Source organism: Nocardia sp. NPDC046763 (genome assembly GCF_040645495.1).
Taxonomy (GTDB): domain Bacteria; phylum Actinomycetota; class Actinomycetes; order Mycobacteriales; family Mycobacteriaceae; genus Nocardia.
In genome coordinates this window covers 209,442-233,537 of the sequence record NZ_JBEYYI010000011.1, presented here as the reverse complement: position 1 = coordinate 233,537, position 24,096 = coordinate 209,442, and the positions used below count along the sequence as shown (strand labels likewise).

The window sequence follows — 24,096 nt, the reverse complement described above, 5'->3', positions numbered from 1 at the left end:
AACCACCCCTGTGACTGTTCTCACAAGGTCATTTCATTTGCGCGACACTATTTGTCAGTCTTTCGAGAGCTTTTGTCACAACTTGGGGATCGGATGTTTCCCAATATGGTGGTAACGATGCTCGGAGATAACCGCCATAGCGCGCCGTGGCCAGTCTCGAATCCAGAATTGCGATAACGCCGCGATCGTCCACACTGCGCAGCAAACGGCCCGTTCCCTGCGCCAGCAGCAGCGCCGCATGATTGGCCGCGACCGACAGGAATCCATTGCCACCTCGCGATTCCACCGCGCGCTGACGTGCCACCAGGAGCGGGTCGTCCGGGCGCGGGAACGGAATCCGGTCCAGGATCACCAGACTCAGCGACGGACCGGGAACATCCACGCCCTGCCACAGTGAAAGTGTCCCGAAGAGGGAGATTTCCGGGTCCTCGGCGAATTTCCGGACGAGGGCGCCGGTGGCGTCGTCACCCTGGCACAGGATGGGGGTGTCGAGACGCTCCCGCAGAATTTCGGTGGCCGCCTTGGCCGCTCGCATGGACGAGAACAGCCCGAGGGTGCGCCCGCCCGCCGCACGGATGAGACGTTCTATCTCGTCCAGATACGACTGCGGCAGCCCGTCCCGGCCCGGTGCGGGCAGATGCTTTGCCACATACAGGATTCCGGACTTGGCGTGGTCGAAGGGCGAACCCACGTCGACCGAATTCCAGCGCAGCGTCTTCTCGTCCGACGGGGCCTCGGTGCCGGTGGCCAGGGCCGGGTCCACGGTCGCCGAGGACTGCGGCGGCAGGCCCCAGGTCACCGCCAGATTGTCGAACGAGCCGCCTATCTGCAGCGTCGCCGAGGTGAGAACCACGGTGGCCGTACCGAACAGGCGGCTGCGCAGCAGCCCACCCACCGACAGCGGTGCCATGTGCAGCGTGCGGCGCGCGATTCCGCGCACATCCTCCGCCGCCAGCCAGATGACATCGCGGTGCGCGGCGGGATCGGACTCCTCGAAGGTGGTCAGCACCCGCACCGCCGCGTCGTGCACCTCCTCGACGGCCGCCAGCGCCTGATTGCGGGCCGCCGCCGATTCCGGGTCGCCGGTGGCGGAACTCCCACCCTGCGGGGCCAGGGCGGTGCGGGCGTTCCAGGCCGCGTCGCGGATGAGCGCGATCACAGGGGCCGCGCCGTCCGGCATCCGGTCCCAGCGTCCGGGCTGCAGGTCGTCGAGCAGCTCGTGCCAGGCCTCGGCCGCGCCCTCGAGCCGGTCCACCTCCTGCTCGTCGATGAGTTTCGAACACCGCTTGGCCGCGGCGCTGATGGCCGAGGTGGACAGTTCAGCGGTGGCCACGCCGGTCACCCGGTCCACCAGCTCGTGCGCCTCGTCGACCACCACCACATCGTGTTCGGGCAGCACCTGGATGCCGCTGATGGCGTCGATGGCCAGCAGCGCGTGGTTGGTGACCACCACATCGGCCTGCCCGGATTCGGCGCGCGCCTTTTCGGCGAAGCAGTCCTGCCCGAACGGGCAGCGCGACTTGCCCAGGCATTCCCGGGAACTCACGCTGACCTGCCGCCAGGCCCGATCGCTGACGCCGGGGGCGAGCTCGTCGCGGTCGCCGGTCTCGGTGTCGGAGACCCACTCGTTCAGCCGCTGCACCTCGCGGCCCAGCTTGGAAATGGCGAAGGCGTCGAAGAGTTCGGCCTCCGGCTCCTCCGGAATCGCACTGTTGATCTTGTTCAGGCACAGATAGTTGTTGCGCCCCTTGAGAATCGCGAACTGCGGCACGCGGCCCAGCGGCGTCGCCAGCGCGTCGGCCAGCCGCGGCAGATCTCGGTCCACCAGCTGCCGCTGCAGCGCGATGGTCGCGGTCGAGACCACCACGGTCCGCCCGGTCCGCACCGCGTGGCGCAGACTCGGCACCAGATACGCCAGCGACTTGCCCGTCCCCGTCCCGGCCTGCACCGCCAGATGCTCCCCGGTGTCGATGGCGTGCGCGACAGCCGCCGACATCGTCTGCTGCCCCTTGCGCTCCTTACCCCCCAACGCCTGCACAGCGGTGGCCAACAGCTTCGGAACGGGAGGCAGTTCAGGCACGGCGGCCAGATTACTGCGCCGCCCCGACAACCCTCGCGCAAACCTCTCCGGGCCGCCCGCCAGGACCGATTTCCGCCGATCAGGGCGCTCGTCCAGGTCGTGAGTCAGCTTTCCAGTGTTCCGGCCAGTTCGACTCCGGCGGCGCGGAGTTTGTCCAGGGCGGTGGCCAGGGTTGCGGGTGAGACGGCGGCGGTGAGGCCGAGGAGGACCCGGGTGTCGAAGCCGGCGGCGCGGGCGTCCAGGGCGGTGGCGCGGACGCAGTGGTCGGTGGCGATGCCGCAGACGTCGACGGCGTCGATGGCGTGGGCGCGCAGCCAGTCGGCGAGGGTGGTCGAGCCGTCGGCGGCGGTGCCTTCGAAGCCCGAGTAGGCCGCGGTGTACGCGCCTTTGGAGAAGATCTCCTGGATCGGCCCGGTATCCAGGCTGGGATGGAAGTCGGCGCCGGGGGTGCCGACGCGGCAGTGCGGCGGCCAGGTGTCGACGTAGTCGGGTTGCTCGGAGAAGTGCGCGCCCGGGTCGATGTGGAAGTCGCGGGTGGCGACGATGGCGGTGTAGTCGGAGACGCCCAGGTATTCGGTGATGCGCTCGGCCACGGCCGCGCCGCCCGCGACGGCCAATGATCCGCCTTCACAGAAATCGTTCTGTACGTCGACGACGATCAGGGCTCGGCTCATGAGCGGACCTCCCGGGAATCGGCGGCTGAACCACGACGGCGCGCCGCTCGTATTGCATTGTGCCGCCCGGCGCCCGGCCGGTCCACGGCGACATCGGTCGCTGCATCGCGGGAAGAGACGAAAGACATACTGGGGGAAATGATGAAAAGTGCCGTGCTGATGGCCCTGCGGTTCTTCGTGGCGTTCGAGATCGCCAGTGTGGTGGCGAATCTGGCGTGGCACGAGATCGCGTTCGAGGCCGGCGATCTGCTGAGCGCGCTGGTGCGCACGGCCCTGTTCGCCGCGCCCGCCGCGGTGATCGCGGCGGGCCTGTGGCGGGTCAGCTCAGGAACGTCGTCGGAATCGCGGGTTCGCCCGCCGACAGCTTCAGGCCCTCCCACGGAAGGCTGATCAGGCCCTTGGCCACCAGTTCCCGGCTCTGTACCAGGGTGGGCTGGTCGGTCAGCACCTCGCCGTCGCGGACCAGCGGGACCTGGACGTCGCGGATGTCGAAGCCGTCCGGGTCCGGGCGGGCCGCGGCAGCGGGGTAGACGATTTCCTCGACGATGGTGCCGGTGCTCCGCGCCAGCCGGACCGCGCGCTTGGTGCCGCCGCGAGACTCCTTGTGGGAGCTGCGTTTCGCCACCGGGATGCCCTCCACCTCGACCAGCTTGTAGACCATGCCCGCGGTAGGCGCGCCGGAGCCGGTGACCAGTGACGTGCCGACGCCGTAGACGTCGACCGGTTCGGCGCGCAGGGCGGCGATGGCGTATTCGTCCAGGTCGCCGGACACCACGATGCGGGTGCGCACCGCGCCCAGTGCGTCGAGCTGCTCACGCACCTGCCGGGCCAGCACACCCAGATCGCCGGAATCGATACGCACGCCGCCCAATTCGGGCCCGGCCACGTCGATGGCGGTGGCTACCCCGCGGGTGATGTCGAAGGTGTCGACGAGCAGCGTGGTGCCCACGCCCAGCGCCTCGACCTGGCTGCGGAAGGCCGCCGCCTCGTGCGCGCCGTCCGCGCCGCTGTGCAGCAGGGTGAAGGCGTGTGCGCTGGTGCCGGCGCTGGGGACGCCGAAGCTGCGGGCCGCCTCCAGGTTGGAGGTGGCGTCGAAGCCGGCCAGGTAGGCGGCGCGGGCGCTGGCGGGGGCTGCGAGTTCGTGTGTTCGGCGCGAACCCATTTCGATCATGCGGCGGCCGCCGGCGGCGCTCACCATGCGGGCGGCCGCGGCGGCGATGGCGCTGTCGTGGTTGTAGATGGACAGGATGAGGGTTTCCAGCAGCACACATTCGGCGAAGGTGCCGCGCACGGTGACGATCGGGGAGCCGGGGAAGTAGAGCTCGCCCTCGCGATAGCCGTCGATCTCGCCGCGGAAGCGGTAGTCGCGCAGCCACTCCAGCGTGCGGTTGTCCAGGAAGCGTTCGGCGACCGCGAGTTCGGGCTCGCCGAAACGATATTCGCTCAAGGCCGCCAGCAACCGCTCGGTCCCCGCGACCACGCCGTAGCGCCGACCATTCGGCAACCTTCGGGCGAATACTTCGAAGGTGCACTGCCGCTGGGCCGAACCGTCGGCCAGCGCCGCCGCCAGCATGGTGAGCTCGTACTGGTCGGTCAGCAGGGCCGTACTGGTCAGTCCGTCCGCGATCATCACGGAAACCACTCTAAGCACATCGACAGCCGTCCCACCGACCATGCGCCACGCCCGGGCGTCGATCTCACTTCCACGTCGCGACGGCGTGTCGCGCGGACTGTTGTTTCTGAGTTCTCAGGTCGTACCCTGGTTGTTATGGGTCTGTGTAATCAGGACGTTGTCCGGGTCGCCGCCGGTCCGGCGGGCGTCAACGTGACTATGTCGGCGGCACAGGCGACACCGGAGGCCATTGAATACTCCGAGATTCTGGAGGCCGAGGACCGGCCGTGGGTGACCGTCGTATGGGACGATCCGGTCAACCTCATGCACTACGTGACCTACATCTTCCAGAAGCTCTTCGGCTACAGCAAAGGTAAGGCAACCGAGCTGATGCTGAAGGTCCACAACGAGGGCAAGGCCGTGGTGTCCGCTGGCTCGCGCGACAAGATGGAGCACGACGTCCAACGGCTGCACGCGGCTGGGCTGTGGGCCACCATGCAACGTGACGAGTGAACAGGACGACTACGGTAACCCCGTGCGGAAGTGGAGCAGAAAGACCTCCCTGGGCGGGCTGAAACTGCGTTCGGAAATGGACGCCCACGAGGCGGAGGTATTGCGTTCGCTGGTCGGGGCTGTCACCGGATTGCTCACCGATCGCGCCCGTTCGGCACCCGAGGACGACCTCGCGGAGCTGACCGGGCTACAGACGGGCAACACCGAACCGCCCGATGATCCGCGGCTGGCCCGGTTGCTGCCGGACTTCCATCGCCCCGAGCCCGGTTCCCCCGACGCCGAGCGCGCCGGCCTCAACAGCGCCCTGCGCAGCCTGCACGAGCCGGAGATCATCGAGTCCAAGGTGGCCGCCGGGCTGGTCATCCTGGAAACGCTGCCGCCGCAGGGCGGCAAGATCATCATCAGCCAGGAACAGGCGCACGCCTGGCTCACCGCGCTCAACGACGTGCGGCTGGCCCTCGGCACGGCCCTGGACATAACCACCGACACGCCCGACCATCTTCCGGACGACGATCCGCGCGGGCCGAGCCTCGAGGTCTACCACTGGCTCACCTGGATGCAGGACTCCCTGATCCAGGCGCTCGCGCCCTAGGGCACCGAGCCTGGCCACCGAGGAGGAGCTGCCGTGAACAGTGTTGCGGGACCACGTAATTCGATCACCGACGTCGACGGAGTCCTGGTCGGCCAGCACCACGTGCTGGACGCGAACGCCACCCTCGGGTCGGGAGCTGCCACCGGCTGCACGGTGGTCCGGGTGCCGGACGGGGCCGTGGCCGCGGTGGACGTGCGGGGCGGCGGTCCGGGCACCCGCGAGACCGACCTGCTGGACCCGGGAAACACTGTGCGGCAGGTGAATGCGATCCTGCTCACCGGCGGCAGCGCCTACGGGCTAGCCGCGGCCGACGGCGTCATGCGCTGGCTGGAGGAGCACCGGGAGGGGATCCCGATGGATCCCGCCGACCCGTCCCGCGTGGTGCCGATCGTGCCCGCGGCGGTCATCTTCGATCTTCCGGTGGGAGCGTGGAACATTCGGCCCGACGCCGATTTCGGTTTCCTGGCGGCGGAGGCCGCGGACCCGAAGTTCGAGCGCGGGTCGGTCGGTGCGGGCGTGGGCGCGCGGGCGGGGTCGCTCAAGGGCGGAATCGGCACGGCCAGTGTGCGTTTCACCGACGGCCCGGCGGCGGGCATCACCGTGGGCGCGGTGATCGTGGCCAATCCGGTCGGCTCGGTCTTCGACCCGCGCACCGGACTCCCGTGGGGCGCGGGCACCGACGGCCCGGAGCATTTCGGATTGCGCCCGGCCACCGCCGAACAGCTGGCGACCGCGAATGCCCTCGCGGTGAAGGGAACCGTGCTCAACACCACCATCGGCGTGGTCGCCACCGATGCCGCGCTGGATCCCGCGGCCTGCAAGCGGCTGGCCGCGACCGCGCACGACGGGCTGGCCCGGGCCATCCGCCCCGCACATTCGCCGCTGGACGGCGACACCCTGTTCGCGCTGGCCACCGGCACTGCCGAGCAGCCGCCGGCGATTCCCATGCCCCCGGCCTTCCCCGCTGATCTGCTGATCCTGGACCAGCTGTGCACGGCCGCGGCGGTCTGCGTGGAGCGCGCGATCGTGGACGCGATCCTGTCGGCGACCTCGGTGGCGGGCATCCCCACCTACCGTGACCTGTTCGGACCGCTGCCGTGACGGGTGCGGGGCGCCGGGGTGTGACCGGGTTCATCGGGAATAGCCGCCTAGTCTCACCTGTTGACGACAGCGTTTCGGCCGTTCGGCCGTGGGCGTCGAGCGGAAGGATGCGACTGTGCTGGTGATCAGGGCCGACCTCGTGGAGGCGATGGTCGCGCACGCGCGCGCCGACCATCCCGACGAGGCGTGCGGTGTCATCGCCGGTCCCGAGGGTTCCGATCGGCCCGAGCGGTTCATCCCCATGATCAATGCCGCGCGCTCGCCCACCTTCTACGAGTTCGACTCGGGTGAGCAGCTGCGGCTGTGGCGGGAGATGGATGCCGCCGACGAGGAGCCGGTGGTCATCTACCACTCGCACACCGCCACCGAGGCGTACCCGAGCCGTACCGACATCTCGTTCGCGTCGGAGCCGAATGCCCACTACGTGCTGATCTCCACCCGCGATCCCGAGCGGCACGACCTGCGCAGCTATCGGATCCTCGAGGGCGAGGTCACCGAGGAGCCCGTCGAGATCGTCCCCGCCTACAGCCAATCCGCCTGAGCCTGAACGAATTACACAAGGAGTCCCCCTCATGCCGGTCACCGTGTCCATCCCGACCATCATGCGCCCGATCACCAAGGGCGAGAAGCGGGTTCAGGCCCAGGGCGCGACCCTGGCCGCCCTCATCGCCGACCTGGAGGCCAACTACCCGGGCCTGGAGGCGAAGCTGCTCAAGGACGGCAAGCTCAACCGCTACGTCAACATCTACGTCGACGACGAGGACGTGCGCTTCACCGGCGGGCTCGAGGCCGAGGTGCCCGAGGACGGCACCGTCACCATCCTCCCGGCGGTCGCCGGCGGCGCGCGCTAACCGTGGCACGCTACGAGTCGCTGATCGCGACACTGGGCAACACCCCGCTGGTCGGGTTGAAGAACCTGTCCCCGCAGTGGGACGGTGACGAGCACGTGCGGCTGTGGGCCAAGCTCGAGGACCGCAATCCGACCGGATCCATCAAGGACCGCCCGGCGCTGCGCATGATCGAGCAGGCCGAGGCCGACGGGCGGCTCACGCCCGGCTGCACGATTCTCGAACCCACCAGCGGCAATACCGGTATCTCGCTGGCCATGGCGGCCAAGCTGAAGGGCTATCGCCTGGTGTGCGTGATGCCGGAGAACACCTCGGTGGAGCGGCGGCAGTTGCTCACCATGTTCGGCGCCGAGATCATCGACTCCCCGGCCGAGGGCGGCTCCAATCAGGCTGTGGCGCTGGCCAAGCAGATCGCCGCGGAGAATCCGGACTGGGTGATGCTCTACCAGTACGGCAATCCGGCCAACTCGCTGGCGCACTACGAGACCACCGGCCCCGAGATCCTCGCCGACCTGCCCGAGATCACGCACTTCGTGGCGGGTCTGGGCACCACCGGGACGCTCATGGGGACCGGCCGCTTCCTGCGTGAGAAGGTCCCCGGAATCGATATCGTCGCCGCCGAGCCGCGCTACGGCGAACTGGTCTACGGCCTGCGCAATCTCGACGAGGGCTTCGTCCCCGAGCTCTACGACGAGTCCGTCCTGACCTCCCGCTTCTCGGTCGGGCCCTACGACGCTGTCCGCCGCACCCGCGAATTGGTCCTCGAAGAGGGCATTTTCGCGGGCATCTCCACCGGCGCCATCCTGCACGCCGCACTCGGCGTCGCCAAGAAGGCCCAGCAGGCCGGCCGGCGCGCCGATATCGCCTTCATCGTCGCCGACGGCGGCTGGAAATACCTCTCCACCGGCGCCTACGACGGCACCCTCGAAGAGGCCGAGGAGAAGCTCGACGGCCAGCTCTGGGCCTGACTCCGCGCACAGCCATCCCGCGCCCGCTGCGCATTCGCAGCGGGCGCGCGGCATAAGAGCAGGCTGATATGTGGTTCGCGGATCGGGGAATTCCCCGAGGCGGCCGGGCATATCGCGGCGGTAGGCTCGGGGCAGGGCGGCTAGGAGGTCTTGCTATGAGCGGCGGGAGCGGGATGGGCGCGTCGTTCGATCCGGATCGGATCGGGCGGTTGCGGGGGCAGCTGGCGAAGCCGGCGGGCGGGTCGGGCGGGAATGGTGCTCTGAAGTTGCTGTGGCAGCGCGCCATTGCGCTGACCCTGGGATTCACGGCGTTGCTATATACCGTGGAGGGGGTCAACAGCCTCACGAACAACGAGCTCGATCAGGCGGGGGTGAAGCCGCGTAGCGAGGACGGGCTGGCCGGCATTCTGTTCGCGCCTGTGCTGCATGCCAATTGGGGGCATCTGTTCGGGAACACCCTGCCGGTGATCGTGCTCGGGCTGCTCACCCTGCTGACCGGAATCGGGCGGGGGCTGACGGCGACGGCCATCATCTGGGTGATCGCCGGGGTTGGCCAGTGGTTCACGGCGCCGCCGCACAGCGTGTCGGTCGGCGCCTCGGTGCTGGTGTTCGGCTGGCTCACATATCTGATCTGCTGGGGCTGGTTCTCGCGAAATGTGTTGCAGATCGCTGTCGGAGTGGTGGTGGCGGTGTGTTACGGCTCGATCCTGTGGGGCGTCCTGCCCAGCAACCCGGAAATCTCTTGGCAAGGGCATCTTTTCGGGGCGATAGGTGGAGTGGTTGCCGGATGGGTACTCTCTGGGAATGAACGTCGTCATCGTCGCGGGACTGACGCCGGCCGTCTCGCGTCGCAGGGGTGACGCTGGACGCGGCCGGCGATTTGGGGGATCCCTCCTTGAGTGAGAATGCAGCGTGGCAGCATGGGGGAATGCGCCTCACCGTCCTCGGGTGCTCGGGCAGCGTGTCCGGCCCGGATTCCCCGGCGTCGGGTTACCTGCTGACCGGCCCGGATATGACACCGACCGTCATCGATTTCGGCCCCGGGGTACTCGGCGCCCTGCAGCGTCACCTGGATCCGGGTGAGGTCGACATCTTCCTGACCCACCTGCATGCCGACCACTGCCTGGATTTGCCGGGCCTGCTGGTGTGGCGTCGCTACCACCCCAATCCGCCCACGGGTAAGGCCGTCGTCTACGGCCCCACCGACACCGCGCTGCGAATCGGCAACGCCTCCGCGGAGATCGGCGGCGAGACCGACGACTGGTCCGACGTGATCGACATGCGGGTCTGGCAGGCGGGCGTCCCGGCGCCGTTCGGCCCCGGCCACACCGTCGAGGCTCGCCGCATGTGCCACCCGCCGGAGTCCTACGGCCTGCGCATCTCCACCGCCGCCGGCCGCACCCTCGTCTACACCGGCGACACCGCCCTGTGCGACGAGGTCTTCGAGTTGGCCAGCGGCGCAGACGTTCTGCTCGCCGAGGCCTCCTGGACCCACGACCCGGCCAACCGCCCGCCGGGTATCCACCTCTCCGGCCATGAGGCGGGCCTGATCGCCGCCCAGGCCGGTGTCGGCGAACTTCTCCTCACCCACATTCCCCCGTGGACCTCCCGCGAGGACGTCATCGCCGAAGCCAAGGCGGTTTTCAACGGTCCCGTGCACGCGGTCTCCCCTGGCGAGGTCTTCGACATCTGATCGCGCGCCCGCGCCCGACATCGTTCAGCGGGGCGCGAGCGGCGACGCATCACGGGCCGTTAGGCTGTGGGCCGTGTCGAAACGAGCCGATGGCAGGGCGGATGACGAACTCCGCGACGTACGGATCACCCGCGGCTTCACCACGCACCCAGCGGGGTCCGTGCTGGTGGAGTTCGGGCAGACGCGGGTGATGTGCACCGCGAGCGTCACCGACGGGGTGCCGCCGTGGCGGCGCGAGTCGGGATTGGGCTGGCTGACGGCCGAATACGCCATGCTGCCCGCCGCGACGCACACCCGCTCGGGACGAGAGTCGGTGAAGGGCAAGGTCGGTGGCCGCACCCAGGAGATCTCGCGGCTGATCGGCCGTTCGCTGCGCGCCTGCATCGACCTGTCGGCCATCGGCGAGAACACCATCGCGGTGGACTGTGATGTGCTGCAGGCCGATGGCGGCACCCGCACCGCCGCCATCACCGGCGCGTATGTCGCGCTCTCGGACGCCATCACCTATCTGGGCGCTGCCGGGAAACTGACCGACCCGCAACCGATCTCCTGCGCCATCGCCGCGGTGAGCGTCGGCGTGGTCGACGGCCGGGTGCGCCTCGACCTGCCGTACGAGGAGGATTCGCGCGCCGAGGTCGACATGAACGTGGTCGCCACCGACACCGGTACCCTGGTCGAGATCCAGGGCACGGGCGAGGGCGCCACCTTCCCGCGCTCCACCCTCGACAAACTGCTCGATTCCGCGCTGGCGGGCTGTGAGCAGCTGTTCGTGGTGCAGAAGGCAGCGCTCGCGCTGCCGTACCCGGGCGTGCTGCCGGAGCCCGGGGAGTCCAAGAAGCGATGACCCGCCGCGTCCTGGTCGCCAGCCGCAATGCCAAGAAGCTGAACGAGCTGCGCCGCATCCTGGATGAGGCCGGCATCGTGGGCATCGAGATCGTCGGGCTGAACGACGTGCCGCCCTACGATGAGGCCCCCGAGACCGCCGCCGCCTTCGAGGGCAATGCCGTCGCCAAGGCCCGCGACGGTTTCGCCGCCACCGGATTGCCCTGCGTCGCAGACGATTCCGGTCTCGAGGTGGATGCGCTCAACGGCATGCCCGGCGTGCTGTCGGCGCGCTGGTCCGGCATCCACGGCAATGACGGGGCCAACAACACCTTGCTGCTGGCCCAGCTCGGCGACGTCCCCGACGAGCGCCGGGGGGCCCGCTTCGTCTCCGCCTGCGCCCTGGTCGCCGACGGCGTCGAGGAGGTCGTGCGTGGCGAATGGCCGGGCGTGATCGGCCGGAAGCCGGTGGGCGACGGCGGTTTCGGCTACGACCCGCTGTTCTTCCCGGACGGCGGCGACGTCTCCGCCGCCCAGCTCACCCCGGCCGAGAAGGACGCCGCCTCGCACCGCGGCCGCGCCCTGCGTCAGCTCCTCCCGGCGCTGGCGGCCCTCGCCGGCAACTGAATTCCGGTAGACGCGAAAGGGGTTCGGGACTTGGTCCCGAACCCCTTTCGGTCGTTCGCGTACAGCTCGATCGAGAGGCCGGCAAGTGATCTCGTGCCGTTCGGGGTAATTACCCGGGCACGCCAAAGATAGTTTCGGCACCCGACCGCCGGCACGGGTGCGCGACAGTCAACGGCTCCCGAGCCCCCGCTAGAGTCCCGGAGAGGCGGTGAGAGCCCTCACCTCGCGGGTGCGGTAATGCTCGAAGACGAAGGACAGGAACGGGATCGTGCCCGCGAGGCAGGTCAGGGCCGTGGTGGCGGGCTTCCAACGGGCCTTGATGCCGAGGTCGATGGTGAAGACCAGGTAGATCATGTAGAAGATGCCGTGCACCTGGCCGATATAGAACAGCCAGTGCGGGGCGGTGCTGCTGTCGTCGAGGATGAGGTACTTGTAGACCATCTCACCGCACAGCACCAGCAGCCAGACACCGGTGATATAGGCCAGGGCCCGGTAGCGGGTCAGCGCGCCGCGGATCTTCGCAGGCGCGGCGGCGCCGAGCGGGCGGGGTGCCAGCGTGGTGTCACCGGCGACGGGGGATGGTGCGGAGTTGTCGCGGGTGCTCAACCGGCGCTCCTCTCGGTGTGGTGCAGACCGGCGTCACGGACCTTGTCGTCCATGTCGCGGGCGTGCAGATCGGCCAGGTACCTGTTGTATTCGGCGAGCTCGGGATCCTCGTCCCGGGCGGCTGTGGGGCGCTCCGGCAGCAAGCCCGCCGGGATTTCGCGCTGCGCCTCGGGTTTCGGCCGGCGCGGCCGGTCGGCGGGGGCGCTGGTCGGCGTGGACACGGTGGCCGGTTCGGACACCGGAGCGCCGTCCTGCTCGGTTTCCTGTTCCAGGCGCACGAATCGGACGTAGGCCCACACCACGAATCCCGCGAACAACGGCCATTGCAGCGCGTAACCGAGATTCTGATAGGTGCCGCCGCCGGACTCGAATCGGGTCCACTGCCAATAGCCCAGCCCCAGGCACGCCGCGAACGCCACGACCACGAACACGATCAGGGCCGGGCGGCGATGGGGAGCGGGCACGCACTCCACGGTACCTGGGGACTACGCACTGCGTAGTAGGAGGTGGGTAACAGCGGGGCCCGTCGCACCGGATGATGCGACGGGCCCCGGGCGCGAGACTCAGAACTTGTAGGTGACCCCGGTCAGACGTTCGGACTCGGTCCAGAGCCGGCGCAGCAGTTCCGGATCCTGCGAGATCTTGCTGGACGGCGAGGGCTCGACCGGGCCCTGGCTGCCGAACCAGCGGGTGGGACCCCAGTAGATGGTCGGGTCGGCGTCGGTCTTGGTCGCGGCGAACAGCGAGGAGTAGGCCGCGTGGTACGGGGACTGGCCGACGATCCGGATGAACGGCTTCGAGATTTTGTCGAGGGCGGTTTCGGTGTGGGCGAACAGGTCGGTCGCCGAGACGCCCGGGTGCACCGCGTAGGAGCGTTTGGCCGAACCGGCCTCGGTCAGCCGGCGCTGCAGTTCGCGGGCGAACATCAGGTTCGAGAGCTTGGCCTGCGCATAGGCGAGATTGCGCTGGTAGCGACGGTGCTCGTAGTTGAGGTCGTCGATCCACAGCTTGGGCGTCTGCTTGTGGGCGATGGAGGCCAGGGTGACCACCCGGTCGCCGATCCGGTCCAGCAGCAGCCCGGTCAGGGCGAAGTGGCCGAGATGGTTGACGCCCCACTGGGTTTCGAAGCCGTCCTTGGTGCGGGAGAACGGGATGTTCATCAGGCCGGCGTTATTGATGAGCACGTCGAATTCGCCCGTGCCCTCGGCGAATTGCCGCACCGAGTCGAGGCTGGCCAGGTCCAGGCTCGCCACCCGCACGTCACCCTCGATGCGGTCGGCCACCTCCTGGGCCTTGGCGGCATTGCGGCAGGCCATGATGACGGTGGCGCCCTTGCCCGCGAGCACCTTGGTGGTCTGTTCGCCGAGGCCGCCGTTGGCGCCGGTGATCACGAAGGTGCGTCCGGTCTGGTCCTGGATTTCGCTTGGCTTCCATGCCATGGCTGCTGACCTCACAATTCGAGTCGTTTGTTCGACCTTACTTCAGAGTAAGTTACGGCGATAGCCCTCGGGGCGAGGATGAACTTGTGACAGTCATAAAATAGTGATGATAATGATTCGATGGCATCCTCGTCCGCCGCCGCGCCGCTCGGGCTGCGCGAGCGCAAGAAGCTGCAGACCAGGCAGAACATCTCGAACACAGCCACCCGGCTGTTCCTGGACCGCGGCTACGACAATGTCACCATCGCCGAGATCGCCGAGGCGGCCGAGGTCGCCAAGATGACCGTGACCAACTACTTCCCGCGCAAGGAAGACCTGGTGCTGGATATTCACGAGGTCTTCGTCGCGGGCCCGGCGGTCACGGTGCGCGAGCGGCGGGCCGGCGAGTCGGCGCTGGCCGCGCTGCGGCGGGCATATCTGGCGGCGGTCGCGGACAAGGATGCCGTGCTCGCCGGATTCTCCGGGCCGGACTTCGCCGCCCTGATCACCGGCAGCCCCGCGCTGGTGGCGCGGTTGCGGGAGTTCCACGAGGATCGGGAGCGCCGGCTCGCCGAGGTGCTGGCGGGAGAAACCGGTTGTGCCGCAGATGATTTCACGGCCCGGATCGCGGCCGCGCTGCTGGGTGGCGTGCATCGCACCCTGTTCGAGGAGGTGCTGCGGCGCACGGTCGCGGGGGAGTCGAACGACGCCATCGCCGCGGTGCTGGGCGGGCAGGTGGCCGCGGCCTTCGGGACCCTCGAGCCCGCGCTCGGCGGGTACGCGGTGCGCGCGAACTGACCGGTGCCGCACACGAACTGATCGGTCGGTCTGTCGGAATGACCGGGGTGCCGTGTCGTTGCCACAGAGTGGCTGGTGAGCGGCACATACTGACCCGATGACCGGTGCCAGCGCCACCGCCGAGAAGCCTGCTCCGCCCCGTCCGCTGAGCCGGGCCCGCAGAAATGTCATCTTCGGAACCGTGGCGCTCGGCATGCTCATGGCCGCGTTGGATTCCACCATCGTCTCCACCGCCCTGCCGACCATCGTCGCGGACCTGGGCGGGGCCGGGCACATGGCCTGGGTGGTCACCTCCTATCTGGTGGCCGAGGCCATCGCGACCGCCCTGTCCGGCAAGTTCGGCGACCTGTTCGGCCGCAAGCTGGTGTTCCAGATCAGCGGCGCCGTCTTCATCATCGGCTCGATGGTCGCCGGGCTCGCGAACGGCATGACGCTGCTCATCGTGGCGCGCGCGGTGCAGGGGCTGGGCGCGGGTGGGCTCATGGTCACGTCGATGGCTCTCATCGCCGATGTCATCCCGCTGCGTGAACGCGGCAAGTACCAGGGCGCGCTGGGCGCGGTCTTCGGTATCACCACCGTCATCGGGCCGACGCTGGGCGGGCTGTTCACCGACCACCTGAGCTGGCGCTGGTGTTTCTACGTGAATGTCCCCCTCGCCATCGTCATGATCGCGCTGGCGGCCCGCACCATTCCGATGACCAGGGCGGTCGTCAAACCGATCGTGGACTATCTCGGCATCGCGCTGATCGCGGTCGGCGTCACCTGCCTGATCCTCGGATTGGAGTGGGGCGGGCAGGAATACGCGTGGGGCTCGCCCACCATCATCGGCTTGTTCGCGGCCGCGGTGGCGCTCATGGCGACCTTCGTGGCCGCGGAGTTCCGCGCGCCCGAACCCATGCTGCCCATGCACCTGTTCCGCAGCAATGTGTTCACGGTGTGCTCGATCCTGAGTTTCATCGTCGGCTTCGCGCTGCTGGGCGCCTTGACGTACCTGCCCGCGTATCTGCAATACGTGCAGGGTGTTTCGGCGACCGCGTCCGGGGTGCGCACGCTGCCGCTGGTGGTCGGGTTGTTCTTCACGTCGATCCTGTCCGGCAATATCGTCGGAAAGACGGGGCACTACAAGGCTTTCCCGATCATCGGCTGCGCGGTGATGGCGCTGGGTCTGTACCTGATGTCGACGATGGGGGCGAACACCAGCTTCTGGGTCATGTCGGTGTACATGCTGATCCTGGGCCTGGGTGTCGGTCTGGCCATGCAGGTGCTGACCATCGCCGTCCAGAGCAGCGTCCCGTACTCGGATCTGGGGACCGCCACCTCCGGCGTCACCTTCTTCCGCACCATCGGCAGCGCGTTCGGCACCACCGTGTTCGGCACCCTGTACTCGAACAGGCTGCGCCCGAATCTGGAGGCGGCGCTGATCGAGGCGCGGGTCCCGCCGCAGGTGGCGCAGAATCCGGCGGCGCTGCGGGATCTGCCGAAACGGCAGTCCGCGCCCATCATTCACGCCTACGCGGACTCCATCGACTTCGTCTTTCGCTGGGTGGTGCCGGTGGCGCTGCTCGGTTTCGTGGTGGCGTTCTTCCTGAAGCAGGTGACACTCCGCGACAGCGCGCGGGCCGAAGCCACCGATGTGGGGGAACAGTTCTCGGTGCCGGACTCCGCCGACCGATTGGTGCAGCTCGAGCGGTGCGTCGCGCGGGTGCTGAGCAAGCAGCGCGACAATGCCGTGCCGGACGCGGGAATCCTGGCGGCGGCGGGCAGTTCGCTGGGCCGCGACGAGGCCTGGGCGCTGGAGCAGGTGCGCATGTACAACCGCCTGCGCGGGACGGCGACGATCGACGACATCGCCCGAACCCATTGGATCCCAGCGGAATTGATCGGCCCGGTGTACGACAAGGCCGAACGCGAGGGTCTGCTGCGCCGTGACGGTGACGAGCTCGCACTGACCGACAAGGGCGTGCAGGAGGTGGACCGGGTGCGGGACGCGTGGAAGCGCTGGCTCGAAACCCAGCTCACCGGTTGGGATTCCACCGATGCCGCCGATCGGGTTCTGCTTGATCAGGCCATCGACAATATCGCCACCAAACTGCTCGACGAGGCCGACCGCCCGGATGTCCTGCCGGTGCACTGACGGTCACGACGCCCCGCCGCGGAATTCGCGGCGGGGCGTCGTGCTTTCGGGCGTCAGACGGATAAGGTGGCGGGCCGCACGGTGGCGTCCCAGTCGATCCGGAATCGCTGCTCGCCGCCCAGCATCTTCTCCGGATCCATCCGCTTGAACAGCAGCGGCATCATCAGCTGCATGGCCTTGCGTGCGATGGGCCCGGCGGCCTTGGTCTGGTTCATCCGGGCGACGCGGGCCGCGACGCCCTCCACCCGCGGCCGCCGCAGCGCCTCGTAGGTGGCGAAAGCCCGTGCCGGATCGTCGATATCGCGCAGGCACCGGGCCAGCTCGATCGCGCTCTCGATGGCCAGCGAGGCCCCCTGCCCGGAGGTGTTGCTGGGCGCGTGGATGGCGTCGCCGGTGATCACCAGCCGGCCCCGGTACCAGTGCGGTACCGGCGGCATGATGTGCAGCGCGCCGATCACGGCGAGCTGCGCCGGGGTGGTGCTGCGGGCCAGTTGTTCGCCCGGATCCTCCCCGGCGTAGGTCTCGCGCAGCGTGCGCAGCCACTGCTCGGCGGGGACGGTCCGGGCCTCGGTGAGCGAATAGTATTGCTCGCTGGGCAGATTCGCGCCCCACGAGACCCGCCCGTCGGGCATGGCCCAGTACAGGTAGTAGGCGCGCCGTCCGAAGGCGAAGGTCATCATGCCCGGCTCCAGGTCGATCGGGCAGTCGGTGTACGCGCCGAAGCTGAGCATGCGCAGGTACGTCGGTCCGGGGGCTTTCGGATCGACCAGGGTGCGCACGGTGGAGCGGATTCCGTCCGCGCCGATGAGGACATCCGCGGTCGCGCTGCTGCCGTCGGCGAAGATGGCGGTCACCCCGCCCGCGTGCTCCTCCACCTCGATGAGCCGCTTGTCGTACTCGAAGCGCACCCCGGCGGCGACGGCATTGTCGTGCAGTACCCGGTGCAGGTCGGCGCGGTCGATCACCCGCAGCGGCTCGATATCGGTCATGCCGGGCAGTTCGAATCGCTTGCCGTTGACCGACATCGAGGACCGGCTGATGGGTATCGCGAGGGCGCGCACCGCGTCGCCCGCCCCGACGATGTCCAGCGCGGCCACGCCATTGGGCGCGAGTGCCAGGTTGGAGCCGATGCCGTAGGCGGGACCCGGGTAGCCCTCGAAGACGGTGACGTCGATTCCGGACAGGTGGAGCGCGGCGGCGGTGACGGGGCCGGAGATGCCGCCACCGATGACGAGTGCGGAACGAATGGACATGGTTCTCTCCCGAGAAGTGTTCGCAGGGTATCGAAAACCCCGAACCGTCCCGCGCGTGGAGAACCCAGTTATCCTGTAGTTGCCAAACTCGGCGCCGGGTTCGCCTGCACGGACGCGGTTCGAGACGGTGTGTTCCCGGGCTTCGGCGGCGGTGTTGCAGCACCCTCGCCGGGGCCCGGTCCATATGGATCAGTCGTGCTGGGACTGCGGTGTGTCGGCTCCCCCTTCCGGCGGCTCGGCGATGTCGGCGGGCATGGCGCCGTAGCGATGCCAGGCCCGCCAGCCCTCCACGTCCGGGAAGCTGCCGTCGGCGAGCGAATCGCGCAGTGCGCGTGCCCATTCGGACTCCGCCGCCAGCATGGCCAGCTCGTAGTCGTCTTCGATCAGGAACAGCCGCGGCACGGTGCCGTCCAGGGCTGCCAATTGGGCGCGGGATTCGGCAATGGTGCCGTCCAGCTTGGTGATTCGCTGGGTGAGCAGGTCGACGACCTCGTCGGGCGGCAGCACCGAGGCAACGGACAGCCCGGCCATGAAGCGGCGTTTCTCGTGCTCGGGGTCGGCGATGAGTTCCCTGGTCCAGTCGGTGAGTTCGGCGCGCCCGGCATCGGTGATCCGGTAGATGGTCCGTTCCGGCCGGGCGCCGTCGCGTTCACTGCCGGCGATCTCGACGAAGCCGTGCTTGGTGAGGTTGTCCACGACCGTGTAGAGCGAGCCCCACTTGACGCTCATGTCGTTGTCCTTGCCCCATGCCCGCAACTGCGCGGCGATTTCGTATCGATGCATGGGTTTGACGACGACGGCGGACAGCACCGCCAGCCCCATCAGATTGGCGACCTTGCGCTTGCGAGCCATCCGGCACCTCCTTACTCGTCTACGAATATACGTCTACGAGTATTCGGCGACAAGTATTCGGCCGGAATCGTGCTCCGATCGGCATCTAAGCGCGGGCGAAGCGGGCGCGCAGGTGGTCGGAGGTGGCCTCGTCGGCGGGCAGGAACGCCTCGAGGTGCAGCTCGGACAGGGTGATATCGGTGGCCGTCGCGAACGAGGTGACAGTGGTGATGAGCCGCAGCTCGCCCGCCTCGGACCGCAGCCGCAGCGGCACCGCGAAACCCAGATGCCCCGGGCCCGGCTCCACCGGCGGCAGATAGCCGTCGAGTTCGGCGATGAGCGCGTCCAGACAGGGATCCGGGCTGCGGCCCGCGCGATTGCGGAGGCTGTCGGTGACATGCCGCCCCCACTCCGGCAGGTTCTCCACCCGCCGGGCCAGCCCGTCCGGATGCAGGGCCAGCCGCAGCACATTGATCGGGGGCTCCAGCAGCTCCGGCGCGCAGCCCTCGGTCAGCAGCTCGAATCCGGGATTGGCCGCCACCAGTACGCCGAACGGCCGGGTCACCACGGCCGGATACGGCAGATGTCCCTGCAGGATGGTGTCGAGCGCATGCCGGACCGCGTCGAGTTCCGGTGCGTCCAGCGAGGATTCGGGAAAGATCGGCGCATAGCCAGCCGCCAGCAGCATTGCGTTGCGCTCCCGCAGCGACAGCCCCAGCACCTCGGCCAGGCGGACCACCATGATCCGCCCCGGCTGCGAGCGTCCCTGCTCCAGGAAGCTCAGATACCGCTGGCTGGTCTCGGCGGCGATGGCCAGATCGAGCTGACTCAACCGCCGCCGTGTCCGCCAGCCGCGGAGCTGCTGTGCGAACGGTGTGGTCGTCGCCGGGGCCATGGTCGTCATACCTCCACTGTGTTCGGGGTGGTGTCGTATCGCGATTCCCTCCAGGGAATCGTCACACGGCCGGGGAACCGGGCCTCGATCATTCCCTGTAGGGAATCGCGGTGACAGCCGGCGCGGCACAGACTCGGGGCCATGAGTGATGGATACGAGCAGAACACGAATGGTGTTGCGTACCACCTGGATCCGCTGCGCGGCACGGCCGGATTGAGTACCGCGGTGCAGGCGGCGCCGATCCCCGGACCGCACCAGGTGGTGGTGCGGGTGCGTGCCGCCTCCCTGAACCGGCGCGACATCATGCTGATGGAGGGCACCTACCCGGTGCCGGCCCGGCCGGGCGTGGTGCCGCTGGTCGACGGCGTCGGTGAGGTGATCGGCCTGGGTGCGGGCGTGACCCGCGCGGCGCTGGGGGACCGGGTGATGAGCACCTACTTCGTCGCCTGGAACGACGGCCCGCAGACCCGGGCGCTGAGCAATGAGCAGTACGGCGCGACCCATGACGGCTGGCTCGCGACCTATGTGCTGCTGGAAGAGGACTCGGTGGTGCAGGTGCCGCCGTATCTGACCGACTCGGAAGCTGCCGCCCTCACCTGCGCGGGTCTGGTGGCCTGGGCCGCGGTGACCAAGCCGGTGCCCGTCGGGCCCTCCGACACCGTGCTGACCGTCGGGTCCGGTCCGGTCGGGCTGTTCGCGGTGCAGCACGCGAAAATGTTGGGCGCGCAGGTCATCTCCCTCACCTCGTCGCGGGAGAAGGGCGAGCGCCTGCGCAAGCTGGGCGCGGACGAGGTGGTGGACCGGACCGCGACCCCGGACTGGGAGCGGGTGGTGCTGGAGCTCACCGACGGCCTGGGCGTGCAGCTCGTGGTGGAGGCGGTGGGCAAGCGGACGCTGGCGAAATCCCTTGCGGCCACGGCCTACAACGGCCAGGTCGCGCTGATCGGGGCCTTTCCGGCCGAACCGGGGCAGCTGCCCGCCGATCCGCTGGGCGGCAAGTATGTCGGCCTGCGCCGCATCGCGGTGGGCAGCCGGGCGGATCTGGAGTTCATGAACCGCACCATGGCCGAGCACGGCATGCGGCCGGTGATCGATCGGGTGTATCCGTTCGAGCGGGCGGTCGAGGCGTTCGAATACTTCGAGACCGGTGACCCGTTCGGCAAGGTGGTGCTCACCCTGGATTAACAGCAACTTACTGGCAATCAGTTCGGATAGATATCCACCTGGAACTATTTCCTTACCGTGTAGCCGGTTCAGATAGTCAGCAAATCTGTGTACCGTGCCTTGAAGGAGAGGCATTTCGGATCTACGGGCGTGTGCTTCGAGCCGAAGGAGTTCCCCGGTGGCGGTGGGCGCGGTACGCGAGAGACCCGATACGGCGGGGGAGGAGCCCGCCGCATCGAATGACGGGACCCCAGGTCTGACCGCGGCGGGGGCGATGCCCTTCTGGGTGCTCGCCGGCCTACTGGTCCTTTCGATCAGCGTGATCTTCGCCTTCATCGGCGGCACCCTGTGGGCCGCCCTCGACAGACCCGGTGGCGCCGAAACACCGGACACCCCACCGGCTTCCACGTCCACCGCCCCGGAGTCCGTCAAGGCGCAGCCCCAGGCGCCCTCGCCCGCCACCTCGACGGCCCCGGCACCACCATCGCCCGCCCCGGCGGCAGCGCCGAATCCCGCGCCCGCCCCGGCGCCCTCCACCGTCCCGCAAACTCAGCAAACCGCCCCGCAAACTCAGCAATACGTCCCTCCGCCCGCGCCGGTCGAGGTGGCTCCCGAGCCGCCCGCACCCGCTCCCGCGCCGGCGGCCCCGCCACCCGCCCCCGCACTGCCGGACATTCTGGCCCCGATCCTCCCGTTCCTGGTGCCACCCCCGCCCCCGCCGCCCGCTCCCTAGTTGTCGCGGCCCGGAATCCGAAGGAGGACAGCCATGCTCGGCACGGCAGACGAGATCCGGCGCGACCAAGGTGATATCGACCCCCGGCGGCTGGGCCGTGTGGTCCTGGCCGCCGTCCTCCTGGCGATGGCTGTCGGGGCGGGCATATGGCTCACCTCGTCCGGTGATCGCCCGATCGCCGACACCTCGATCGTGAATGTCCCCCGCCCGCGTCACGACCGTTTCGCGCCCGCTCCGCACCCGCCCAATGTCGCGCCCGCTCCGCATCCGCCCAATGTCGCTCCTGCCGAACAGGTTCCGTCCGTTCCGGGACCGGCCCCGGATCCGGCTCCACCGGTGGTGATTCCGGCGCCCGTCGCGCCGCATCCGGTGGATATCCCGGCGCTGGTGGGCCCGGGTGGCGGGCCGGTGAATCCGCCCGCGCCGCCGGAGGATTCGGGCCAACCCTCCGACTAGAGTCCGGAAACCCCTGCCAGCTGGCCGATTCCGTAGGTGACGGCCATGGCCAGCGCACCGCCGATGACCACCCGGAGCACGGCTCGGCGCGGATTGCTGCCACCGAACCGGGCGCTCACCGACCCGGTCAGGGCCAGCGCCACCAGCACGGCGGCGAAACAGACGGGGATGCGCCACTGGGTCGGGGGCAGCAGGATGGCCAGGACCGGCAGGATGGCGCCGATGGTGAAGGAGACGGCCGACGACAGCGCGGCATGCCACGGATTGGTGAGAGCGTGTGGGTCCAAACCCAATTCGGCCTCGGCGTGGGCGGCGAAGGCGTCGTGCGCGGTGAGTTCCTGGGCCACCTGGCGGGCGGTCTCGGCGGACAGGCCCTTGGCCCGGTAGATCTGGGTCAGTTCGGCCAGTTCGTATTCCGGCTCCTCGGCCAGCTCCCGCTTCTCCTTGGACAGCAGGGCGCGCTCGGAGTCGCGCTGGGTGCTGACCGAGACGTATTCGCCGACCGCCATGGAGAGGGCGCCGGCGGCCAGGCCCGCGACGCCGGCGGTGAGGATGGCGCTGGAGTCGGTGGAGGCGGCGGCCACACCGACCACCAGACCGGCGGTGGAGACGATGCCGTCATTGGCGCCCAGCACGCCGGCCCGCAACCAGTTGAGGCGGGAGGCGAGGCTCTCGTCGTGCGGCTCGTGCGGGTGCGGTAGCGCGGCGTCCGCGGCTCCGGCTCCGGTGTTGTCCACGTGGGCAGCCTAATTCACCGGGACCCACTCATGCGGTAACGCGTTCGGGGGAGGCATCGCTCCCATTTGCGTGGTGTGCGGACGGTTTGCTGCAACGATGGGGTCATGGTGGGTTTCGGCAAGCGGTACTGGTCGGCCATCCTCCCGGCGCTGGGCGCCGCGGTGCTGGCGGTGGCCTGGGGCCGGGAGCTGAGCCCGGTCCCGGCGGTGCTGGTGGGAGCCGTGCTGATCGGCGCGGTGCTGGCCGCGGTACACCATGCGGAGACGGTCGCGCACCGGGTGGGTGAGCCGTTCGGATCGCTGATCCTGGCGGTGGCGGTGACCATCATCGAGGTCGGGCTGATCGTCACGCTCATGGTGTCCAGTCCGGAGAAGTCCGCCTCGCTGGCCCGCGACACCGTCTTCGCCGCCGTAATGATCACGTGCAACGGCATTTTCGGCCTCTCGCTGCTGGTGGGCGCGCTGCGGCGGCGGGTGGCGGTCTTCAATGCCGAGGGCACCGGCGCGGCGCTGGCCACGGTCGCGACGCTCGCGACGCTGAGTCTCGTGCTGCCGACCTTCACCACCAGCGAACCCGGCCCGGTGTTCTCGGCCTCGCAGCTGGCCTTCGCCGCCGTGGCGTCGCTGGTCCTCTACGGCGTCTTCGTCATGGTGCAGACGGTCCGGCATCCCGACGACTTCCTGCCCGTCGAGGGGGTCGCTGCCGTAGACGATGAACACGAGGAGCCGCCCACCCGCGGGCAGGCGCTGCTGAGTCTGGGTTTGCTGCTGGTTGCCTTGATCTGCGTGGTCGGGATGGCGAAGGTGGATACGCCGAATATCGAATCCGGTATCGCCGCGGCCGGGCTGCCGCAGTCCGCGGTCGGCGTGGTGATCGCGATGCTGGTGCTGCTGCCCGAAACCATTGCGGCCGTGCGTACTGCGCGCCGCGACCGGGTGCAGATCTCGCTGAATCTCGCGCTGGGTTCGGCCATGGCCAGTATCGGCCTGACCATTCCGGCCATCGCGCTCGCCTCGGTGTGGATCGAGGGCCCGCTCGAGCTCGGCCTGGGCGCGACCCAGATGGTGCTGCTGGCGCTGACCGTGGTGGTCGGCGCGCTCACCGTGGTGCCCGGACGCGCGACGCTGCTCCAGGGCTGTGTGCACCTGGTGTTGTTCTCGGCCTTCGTTTTTCTGGCGGTCAGCCCGTAATCAGGAATTCCAGCGATAGATCTGGCCGTCGCGCAGCTCATAGGTCGTCGCGGGATTGGTGGCATCGTGCCGGGACAGCAGCGCCATGACGCGGGTTCGTCCGCGGGTGGTGACGCCGTCCTCGGTCCAATGCACATAGGGGTGCACCAGTTTCGCGAATTCCGCCCAGTCGCCGGCTTCGATCGTGTGCAGGACCGCCGACACCGTGTTGTCCACAGCGACAGTGAACACGCACTGTCCGGGTTACGCGTGGGTTCGATGTGAAATCGGGGGTTGCTGCAAGATCACTCAATTCGGCTTCAGGTATGGCCGAGGGCCTCGGAACTGCCTCGCCGAGGGTTCGCCCGAGG

At 68.8% G+C, this 24,096-nt stretch carries 28 protein-coding genes; 17 read left to right on the top strand and 11 right to left on the bottom strand.

Annotation, left to right across the window (positions count from 1 at the left end):
- Positions 1–28 precede the first annotated feature (28 nt).
- Positions 29–2,080, bottom strand: coding sequence for an ATP-dependent DNA helicase (locus ABZ909_RS20285; RefSeq protein ID WP_357001717.1), 2,052 nt, complete (start codon positions 2,078–2,080; stop codon positions 29–31).
- A 104-nt stretch (positions 2,081–2,184) separates the two neighbouring features.
- Positions 2,185–2,754, bottom strand: a complete 570-nt coding sequence (locus tag ABZ909_RS20280) for a nicotinamidase (protein WP_357001714.1) — start codon at positions 2,752–2,754, stop codon at positions 2,185–2,187.
- 138 nt (positions 2,755–2,892) lie between these two features.
- On the opposite strand from ABZ909_RS20280, the gene ABZ909_RS20275 reads away from it, so the two are divergent.
- Complete coding sequence (locus tag ABZ909_RS20275) at positions 2,893–3,144, top strand: hypothetical protein (protein ID WP_357001712.1); 252 nt, start codon at positions 2,893–2,895, stop codon at positions 3,142–3,144.
- Here the strand turns inward: ABZ909_RS20275 and ABZ909_RS20270 are convergent.
- Positions 3,074–4,384, bottom strand: a complete 1,311-nt coding sequence (locus ABZ909_RS20270; RefSeq protein ID WP_357001790.1) for a nicotinate phosphoribosyltransferase — start codon at positions 4,382–4,384, stop codon at positions 3,074–3,076. The two genes, ABZ909_RS20275 and ABZ909_RS20270, sit on opposite strands and share 71 nt — an antisense overlap.
- Before the next feature lie 201 nt (positions 4,385–4,585).
- On the opposite strand from ABZ909_RS20270, the gene clpS reads away from it, so the two are divergent.
- The 10 genes from clpS (at position 4,586) to ABZ909_RS20220 (ending at position 11,530) form a co-directional block, all read left to right on the top strand.
- Positions 4,586–4,879 carry an ATP-dependent Clp protease adapter ClpS gene (gene clpS / locus ABZ909_RS20265; RefSeq protein WP_357001788.1) on the top strand — a complete coding sequence of 98 codons (294 nt, stop codon included), beginning with the start codon at positions 4,586–4,588 and terminating at the stop codon, positions 4,877–4,879.
- Positions 4,880–4,901: 22 nt separating this feature from the next.
- Positions 4,902–5,471, top strand: a complete 570-nt coding sequence (locus ABZ909_RS20260) for a DUF2017 domain-containing protein (protein WP_357001785.1) — start codon at positions 4,902–4,904, stop codon at positions 5,469–5,471.
- A 33-nt stretch (positions 5,472–5,504) separates the two neighbouring features.
- Positions 5,505–6,572 (top strand): P1 family peptidase, encoded by a 1,068-nt coding sequence (locus ABZ909_RS20255; RefSeq protein WP_357001710.1) that lies wholly within the window; start codon positions 5,505–5,507, stop codon positions 6,570–6,572.
- A gap of 115 nt (positions 6,573–6,687) precedes the next feature.
- Positions 6,688–7,113: a M67 family metallopeptidase gene (locus ABZ909_RS20250; protein ID WP_357001708.1), complete on the top strand. Its 426-nt coding sequence runs from the start codon at positions 6,688–6,690 to the stop codon at positions 7,111–7,113.
- Between the two features lie 31 nt (positions 7,114–7,144).
- Positions 7,145–7,423, top strand: a complete 279-nt coding sequence (locus tag ABZ909_RS20245) for a MoaD/ThiS family protein (protein WP_357001706.1) — start codon at positions 7,145–7,147, stop codon at positions 7,421–7,423.
- Between the two features lie 2 nt (positions 7,424–7,425).
- A complete protein-coding gene (locus ABZ909_RS20240; RefSeq protein WP_357001703.1) occupies positions 7,426–8,388 on the top strand; it encodes a cysteine synthase in 963 nt (320 codons plus the stop codon).
- Between the two features lie 155 nt (positions 8,389–8,543).
- The gene (locus tag ABZ909_RS20235; protein ID WP_357001701.1) at positions 8,544–9,248 is read left to right on the top strand and encodes a rhomboid family intramembrane serine protease; all 705 of its coding nucleotides are present in this window, start codon (positions 8,544–8,546) and stop codon (positions 9,246–9,248) included.
- A gap of 68 nt (positions 9,249–9,316) precedes the next feature.
- Positions 9,317–10,081, top strand: a complete 765-nt coding sequence (locus ABZ909_RS20230; RefSeq protein ID WP_357001783.1) for a cyclic nucleotide-degrading phosphodiesterase — start codon at positions 9,317–9,319, stop codon at positions 10,079–10,081.
- Positions 10,082–10,154: 73 nt separating this feature from the next.
- A complete protein-coding gene (gene rph, locus ABZ909_RS20225; RefSeq protein WP_357001698.1) occupies positions 10,155–10,925 on the top strand; it encodes a ribonuclease PH in 771 nt (256 codons plus the stop codon).
- On the top strand, positions 10,922–11,530 hold the full coding sequence (locus tag ABZ909_RS20220; protein WP_357001696.1) for a non-canonical purine NTP pyrophosphatase: 609 nt from the start codon (positions 10,922–10,924) through the stop codon (positions 11,528–11,530). The genes rph and ABZ909_RS20220 overlap by 4 nt, the downstream gene beginning before the upstream one ends.
- A gap of 189 nt (positions 11,531–11,719) precedes the next feature.
- Here ABZ909_RS20220 and ABZ909_RS20215 read toward each other — a convergent pair whose 3' ends face one another.
- The 3 genes from ABZ909_RS20215 to ABZ909_RS20205 form a co-directional block, all read right to left on the bottom strand.
- A complete protein-coding gene (locus ABZ909_RS20215) occupies positions 11,720–12,085 on the bottom strand; it encodes a DUF3817 domain-containing protein (protein ID WP_357001781.1) in 366 nt (121 codons plus the stop codon).
- 47 nt (positions 12,086–12,132) lie between these two features.
- Positions 12,133–12,600, bottom strand: a complete 468-nt coding sequence (locus tag ABZ909_RS20210) for a transcriptional regulator (protein ID WP_357001694.1) — start codon at positions 12,598–12,600, stop codon at positions 12,133–12,135.
- A gap of 99 nt (positions 12,601–12,699) precedes the next feature.
- Positions 12,700–13,575, bottom strand: a complete 876-nt coding sequence (locus ABZ909_RS20205; protein ID WP_357001692.1) for an oxidoreductase — start codon at positions 13,573–13,575, stop codon at positions 12,700–12,702.
- 120 nt (positions 13,576–13,695) lie between these two features.
- On the opposite strand from ABZ909_RS20205, the gene ABZ909_RS20200 reads away from it, so the two are divergent.
- Positions 13,696–14,352 (top strand): TetR/AcrR family transcriptional regulator, encoded by a 657-nt coding sequence (locus tag ABZ909_RS20200; RefSeq protein ID WP_357001690.1) that lies wholly within the window; start codon positions 13,696–13,698, stop codon positions 14,350–14,352.
- 97 nt (positions 14,353–14,449) lie between these two features.
- The gene (locus tag ABZ909_RS20195; RefSeq protein WP_357001688.1) at positions 14,450–16,486 is read left to right on the top strand and encodes an MDR family MFS transporter; all 2,037 of its coding nucleotides are present in this window, start codon (positions 14,450–14,452) and stop codon (positions 16,484–16,486) included.
- Between the two features lie 53 nt (positions 16,487–16,539).
- Here the strand turns inward: ABZ909_RS20195 and ABZ909_RS20190 are convergent, their stop codons facing one another.
- From ABZ909_RS20190 to ABZ909_RS20180, 3 genes are all read right to left on the bottom strand, one after another.
- Positions 16,540–17,739 (bottom strand): NAD(P)/FAD-dependent oxidoreductase, encoded by a 1,200-nt coding sequence (locus ABZ909_RS20190; RefSeq protein ID WP_357001685.1) that lies wholly within the window; start codon positions 17,737–17,739, stop codon positions 16,540–16,542.
- A gap of 189 nt (positions 17,740–17,928) precedes the next feature.
- A complete protein-coding gene (locus ABZ909_RS20185) occupies positions 17,929–18,591 on the bottom strand; it encodes a PadR family transcriptional regulator (protein WP_357001683.1) in 663 nt (220 codons plus the stop codon).
- Positions 18,592–18,676: 85 nt separating this feature from the next.
- Positions 18,677–19,474 (bottom strand): helix-turn-helix transcriptional regulator, encoded by a 798-nt coding sequence (locus tag ABZ909_RS20180; protein WP_357001681.1) that lies wholly within the window; start codon positions 19,472–19,474, stop codon positions 18,677–18,679.
- A gap of 132 nt (positions 19,475–19,606) precedes the next feature.
- Here ABZ909_RS20180 and ABZ909_RS20175 point away from each other — a divergent pair, with 132 nt between their 5' ends.
- From ABZ909_RS20175 to ABZ909_RS20165, 3 genes are all read left to right on the top strand, one after another.
- Positions 19,607–20,650, top strand: a complete 1,044-nt coding sequence (locus tag ABZ909_RS20175) for an NAD(P)-dependent alcohol dehydrogenase (protein WP_357001679.1) — start codon at positions 19,607–19,609, stop codon at positions 20,648–20,650.
- Between the two features lie 157 nt (positions 20,651–20,807).
- Positions 20,808–21,362 (top strand): hypothetical protein, encoded by a 555-nt coding sequence (locus ABZ909_RS20170; protein ID WP_357001677.1) that lies wholly within the window; start codon positions 20,808–20,810, stop codon positions 21,360–21,362.
- A gap of 33 nt (positions 21,363–21,395) precedes the next feature.
- Positions 21,396–21,818: a hypothetical protein gene (locus tag ABZ909_RS20165; RefSeq protein ID WP_357001675.1), complete on the top strand. Its 423-nt coding sequence runs from the start codon at positions 21,396–21,398 to the stop codon at positions 21,816–21,818.
- Here ABZ909_RS20165 and ABZ909_RS20160 read toward each other — a convergent pair.
- Positions 21,815–22,555, bottom strand: coding sequence for a VIT family protein (locus ABZ909_RS20160; protein ID WP_357001672.1), 741 nt, complete (start codon positions 22,553–22,555; stop codon positions 21,815–21,817). The genes ABZ909_RS20165 and ABZ909_RS20160 overlap by 4 nt on opposite strands.
- Before the next feature lie 105 nt (positions 22,556–22,660).
- Here ABZ909_RS20160 and ABZ909_RS20155 point away from each other — a divergent pair, with 105 nt between their 5' ends.
- Positions 22,661–23,746 carry an ionic transporter y4hA gene (locus ABZ909_RS20155; RefSeq protein WP_357001669.1) on the top strand — a complete coding sequence of 362 codons (1,086 nt, stop codon included), beginning with the start codon at positions 22,661–22,663 and terminating at the stop codon, positions 23,744–23,746.
- Here ABZ909_RS20155 and ABZ909_RS20150 read toward each other — a convergent pair whose 3' ends face one another.
- Positions 23,747–23,977, bottom strand: a complete 231-nt coding sequence (locus ABZ909_RS20150) for a nuclear transport factor 2 family protein (protein WP_357001666.1) — start codon at positions 23,975–23,977, stop codon at positions 23,747–23,749. It abuts the gene before it with no gap.
- Positions 23,978–24,096 lie beyond the last annotated feature (119 nt).